Source organism: Streptomyces roseus (assembly GCF_001044425.1).
GTDB lineage: Bacteria > Actinomycetota > Actinomycetes > Streptomycetales > Streptomycetaceae > Streptomyces > Streptomyces roseus.
In genome coordinates this window covers 1-828 of the sequence record NZ_LFML01000107.1, presented here as the reverse complement: position 1 = coordinate 828, position 828 = coordinate 1, and the positions used below count along the sequence as shown (strand labels likewise).

The following is an 828-nucleotide window of genomic DNA, read 5'->3' as shown; positions in this document are numbered from 1 at the left end:
GGTTGTTGAAGAAACTGACCTTCCCGTCCACCACCGGGACCACCACCAGGTTCGGGATGGTCTGACCCGGGGTGAAGTTCAGGTTCGAAGCACTCGTACGCGTCGTACCGCTCGGGTACACCGACACGAAGCTCGGCTCCGTCGGGTTGGTCGCCGTCACGTTCAGGACCACGGCCGTCACACCCGACGCCGGGACGCCGTTCGTACCGGCCACCTGGAGCGTCACCACACCGCCCGCGCCGACCTTCGCCTGCGGCACGCCGCCCAGGCCCGAACGCGTGTCCATCAGCCGCTTCGGGCCGATGTTCACGTGCGTCGCGCCGTCACCGGCCGAGGTGAAGTAGCCCGTGATGTCCGCGATCAGGTCCACGGTGCCCTGGTTGTTGAAGAAGCTGACCTTCCCGTCCACCACCGGGACGACCACCAGGTTCGGGATGGTCTGACCCGGGGTGAAGTTCAGGTTCGAAGCACTCGTACGCGTCGTACCGCTCGGGTACACCGACACGAAGCTCGGCTCCGTCGGGTTGGTCGCCGTCACGTTCAGGACCACGGCCGTCACACCCGACGCCGGGACGCCGTTCGTACCGGCCACCTGGAGCGTCACCACACCGCCCGCGCCGACCTTCGCCTGCGGCACGCCGCCCAGGCCCGAACGCGTGTCCATCAGCCGCTTCGGGCCGATGTTCACGTGCGTCGCGCCGTCACCGGCCGAGGTGAAGTAGCCCGTGATGTCCGCGATCAGGTCCACGGTGCCCTGGTTGTTGAAGAAACTGACCTTCCCGTCCACCACCGGGACCACCACCAGGTTCGGGATGGTCTGACCCGGGG

At 67.4% G+C, this 828-nt stretch carries 1 pseudogene; it reads right to left on the bottom strand.

Features of this window, described 5'->3' with window-relative positions:
* Nucleotides 1–828, bottom strand: a pseudogene (locus tag ACS04_RS39535) (hypothetical protein); the annotation flags it as partial.